The sequence below is a fragment of the Dehalococcoidia bacterium genome (genome assembly GCA_028711995.1).
Classification (GTDB): Bacteria; Chloroflexota; Dehalococcoidia; order SZUA-161; family SpSt-899; genus JAQTRE01.
This window is the reverse complement of the sequence record JAQTRE010000199.1, coordinates 1-3,648: the sequence shown is the minus strand read 5'-3', so window position 1 is coordinate 3,648 and position 3,648 is coordinate 1. Positions and strand designations below refer to the sequence as shown.

Genomic DNA, 3,648 nt, shown 5'->3' with positions numbered 1-3,648 from the left:
TCATTCCTCCGCCTCTCTCACCCAGTGGTCCTCGATCATATCATGTTGGGCCTCAGTGTATACCGCTTTACGTAAGCCTACTGCATAATATGGATTCTCCGGCAACTTCCCCTGCTTCTCCACCACGGCCAAGCGCAGCGTGGGGGTCTGGACTTCGGAGAGAAGCTTATCGTATTGGCCTTTCCAATAGTCTCTATCCCAAAATGGCGGCGGATTATCTGAGTTTCTGCGCCATAACGCGTATAGCCACTTCCCACCCGCTTCTCTGATTTCTTCAAGCTCTGTCATGGTTGGACCTCCTCCAAGTATCGGACTGACTTACCGTGAGCCTTCGCGTACTCGATCTCACTCCGGGTACTCTCTCCAATGTAACCTCCGACGTTCAACACTAAGATTTCATCCGCTAGGTCGATCTTGCGCTTGTGGAGTTCGTCGAGCATCGGCTTATAGTGCTTTAATTCCTCCGATCTAGCCACATCGTGAGTGTTACATCCGATGGTGAGTACAATTTTCCCTGATAAGGTTTCGTTGAATTCAGCTTCATCAAATGCTTGCTTGAATCTTCCCGATCCGCACAAGCAAACGATTGTTGGCCTTGGAGTGTCGCTTGCAACTTCCAAGTGCCGCCCCTTTATCTTATTGATCGCCTCTCTTGCCTCTTCTCTACTCATTGAACCTCCTCAACCCCTCTTCTTCGGCTCGACGTAAGGGAGTCCGAGTAGATCAAATATATCAGCCTCTGTCTCCGGGATGATCCTCTCTTCTCTATCACAGCCCGCTACTCGCTCAATCCCTGATCCGTCCGCGTGTAGAATTTTGCCCTGTTGTTTCGCTCTCGCACAGAGCATACGATTGAATTCCTTGCTCCCGGTCCTTATTAGCACCAGCGTCGGCCAGGTCGTTTCATCGGCAATGTAGACATCTACCTGCTGGCCCTTATACCGGCGCTGGACTAATTTCGGGCCGCCCTTCATTTTCTCGCCCAGGCCCTCCAGGGCCATCAACAGAGCCCCTTGATTGCCGGGGATGAGCACGATATCAATATCATGGACAAAGGGTTGCTCTCTGCGAATCGAGCCGCACACCATGATCTGTTTACAGTGCGGCTTGAGGATTTCAACGATTTCGTTTGATAGTGCTTGCGCTGCTTTAAGTTCCATCCCTCTTGCCTTGTGGGGCCCTTTCGGGCCCCTACCATTCCCAAGGCTTCCTCCTTTTAAGATTCCCCCGAAGGGTCTAACACGAATTCGGCAATCCAACGTCCTGTCCCTTTCCCTCGAGATCCATCCTCTATCGCGCACCACTTCACATCCCCCAAGTTTCGGACCTTTGCCCCAGCATCCAGTAACATCAACACCCACTTGTCGATAGGATAGACCATGACCACTTTCTTACCTTTCCGATATTCCTCTATGGCCTTCCTTGCCCATGCCGTAGCCCCGCGCTTCTTACCATCCTCATAGACGATTGCTCCAAATGGAGGATTAACATAATTACAGGATCCCCATTCAGTGGTCAGCCCATCGAAGCCGGATGGCTTCGGGTACGGGCAAGGATCGAAATTAAAATGATGTTCCGCATCGAGTTCGGCCATGAGATCTCGAGGGGTCAGCCAATAATGCTTGCCGTCTTTTGCACCTTCAAATGTCATTACGATTCCTCATTCAACCCATCGAAAAAGCTCTGCGGGGTTTCCCATTGTGTGCTGGTCATATTTACTCTTTAATTGCCGTGAACCATCTGCAATTGAAGCTCACCCTCGGTCAAGAGACGATCAATGATGAGCTCGCCGGTGTCGTCGCGGTTCACTTTGTAGGTCCCCTTCTCGAAATCCCGGCGTATCGTGCATTTGATGTTCCGCATCTCCCATCCTTGGCGGATGTTGACCGCGTTCTTCTTGACTATCGCCTCATGTTCGGCAATCCGTGCATCCAATTGTTTGACCACTGACTTCTTTTGGTTCTGGGCTGAGTCCATCTGATCGACCGCCTGGGCCATCTTCTGGCTCATATCTGCAACCTCTTCCGATGTGAATGTGTACTTTAGGTATTGCTCGGTCTTCTCTGTTGTTGGTTCCAATTCCTTCCTCCTTTATTTCAAGCGATCCGGGTAACTATTCCGGTCGCCTCTTGCACTTTTCTTTTGAACTCCTCTTCCGAACTATTGGCATCGCTCAGATGTAATAGCCAAATTTCCCTGCATTGGCTCATATCGTTGGCGCGGAGGAAATCAAGCACCCTGTTGATCGACATATGGGTCGCATAAGTGCGGCGCTTGACGAATCGGTCTACCTCTCCGCCGGCGACGTTCTCGCGGATAAGCTGTTCATCGAAGTTCGCTTCTATAAGTAAATAATTCACTCCTGAAAATCTTTGCCGCACATATCCGCTATCCGTGATATACAGCACTGTCTCTCCACGGGATGCCATGAAAAAACCGAGGGCCACCTCGACGTCGTGCTCAACCGCAAAAGCCTTGACTGCCCAAGTGCCGACGTTGAATAGTTGCCCATCGGAAACGATGTGTAGCCGGTGTCCTGACAGTTTAAGTGCCTCTGCCGTAGGCTGACTCATGAATACATCGACGCCCGCCTCCATGAGCTTCTTGGCCGACTTGGAATGATCGGAATGAAGATGGGTAATCAGAACTCCACTCAAAGATGAGACTTGGAAGTCGAGGGCTTTACGTATGCGGTCAATGGATATACCAGCGTCCAGTAAAATAGGGTATCGCCCGTCGGTCACGTGGATGGAGTTCCCCGCGCTGCTACTTGCAAGCGCCTTGATTTCAATCATGATAGAATCTCCATCAGTCGTTTTCCTATGAACTCGGTGTAGGGTGGTGGAATTGCCTCTGCCAACTCGTCACGGCTCATCCAGTCGATTCCTAATGCCTTTGATCCAGCCTTCAAGCTGAACAAGTGACCAGCCACGGTCACGTTGCAGTCATCACTATCTTTGATGTAGATGTTCAGGCTTTTCCCGTTCCCCGGCTTCTTAACGCGCCCGGAATGGTTACAGGACATTGGGGCGAAGTAGATCGGCGGGTAGCACTCAAACAGGCGATGCCTCCGGGTTCTCAGGCCGAACATTGACCCGCACAACATCAAGGGATTGCACAACGGAGCTGGAGGCGGGTTCTCGATAACATAAGGCTTTCCACTGGCCTTAAACCTCTCTCTGATTGGGTCAATAAGTCTCGGATATCTGCTGCTATCCCTGTTTGGGATTGATCGGGTGACTGCGTAGTCTTGGCACGGTGGGCTTGCATGGTAAGCGCCGAACCCTTCAAGCGGATAGGTGAGGGCGTCAGCCTGATAGAACTCATCCCCGCAATAGTGTGGTTGTGGCTTTATATCAACGCCCACAACGTAGAAACCTGCCCTTTGGTATCCTTTGGCTGCTCCTCCAGCTCCACAAAAGAGGTCTAACAATCTCAATTTGCTCATGATCTTTTCCTTTTGGGGCTGGTGGTGCTTTCGCTCCTGACGTACGCCCTAGTTTACAGAGTGCCAACCCCCTCTCAAAAGGTATCTACTTAAAACGGGTCGGGCTTTTTCTCTGGTTCGACAACCTCTCCGGTCTGCGGGTCTGCCTTCGGAACCTCGATCACTGGGCCCTGGTTGGCGTTCTCAGCGATCTCTCCGTC

At 51.3% G+C, this 3,648-nt stretch carries 7 protein-coding genes; all 7 read right to left on the bottom strand.

Going from position 1 to position 3,648, the window contains the following annotated elements:
* Entirely contained in the window at nucleotides 1-288 is a 288-nt protein-coding gene (locus PHV74_15400) for a hypothetical protein (GenBank protein MDD5095738.1), read from the bottom strand.
* Nucleotides 285-671, bottom strand: a complete 387-nt coding sequence (locus PHV74_15395; protein MDD5095737.1) for a hypothetical protein — start codon at nucleotides 669-671, stop codon at nucleotides 285-287. Before PHV74_15395 ends, PHV74_15400 begins: the two co-directional genes overlap by 4 nt.
* 9 nt (nucleotides 672-680) lie before the next feature.
* Nucleotides 681-1,160 carry a hypothetical protein gene (locus tag PHV74_15390; GenBank protein MDD5095736.1) on the bottom strand — a complete coding sequence of 160 codons (480 nt, stop codon included), beginning with the start codon at nucleotides 1,158-1,160 and terminating at the stop codon, nucleotides 681-683.
* A 56-nt stretch (nucleotides 1,161-1,216) separates the two neighbouring features.
* Nucleotides 1,217-1,651: a hypothetical protein gene (locus PHV74_15385; protein MDD5095735.1), complete on the bottom strand. Its 435-nt coding sequence runs from the start codon at nucleotides 1,649-1,651 to the stop codon at nucleotides 1,217-1,219.
* Nucleotides 1,652-1,722: 71 nt separating this feature from the next.
* Nucleotides 1,723-2,079, bottom strand: coding sequence for a hypothetical protein (locus tag PHV74_15380; GenBank protein MDD5095734.1), 357 nt, complete (start codon nucleotides 2,077-2,079; stop codon nucleotides 1,723-1,725).
* 17 nt (nucleotides 2,080-2,096) lie between these two features.
* Nucleotides 2,097-2,795: an MBL fold metallo-hydrolase gene (locus tag PHV74_15375; protein MDD5095733.1), complete on the bottom strand. Its 699-nt coding sequence runs from the start codon at nucleotides 2,793-2,795 to the stop codon at nucleotides 2,097-2,099.
* Nucleotides 2,792-3,448: a DNA cytosine methyltransferase gene (locus tag PHV74_15370; GenBank protein MDD5095732.1), complete on the bottom strand. Its 657-nt coding sequence runs from the start codon at nucleotides 3,446-3,448 to the stop codon at nucleotides 2,792-2,794. The genes PHV74_15375 and PHV74_15370 overlap by 4 nt, the downstream gene beginning before the upstream one ends.
* Nucleotides 3,449-3,648 lie beyond the last annotated feature (200 nt).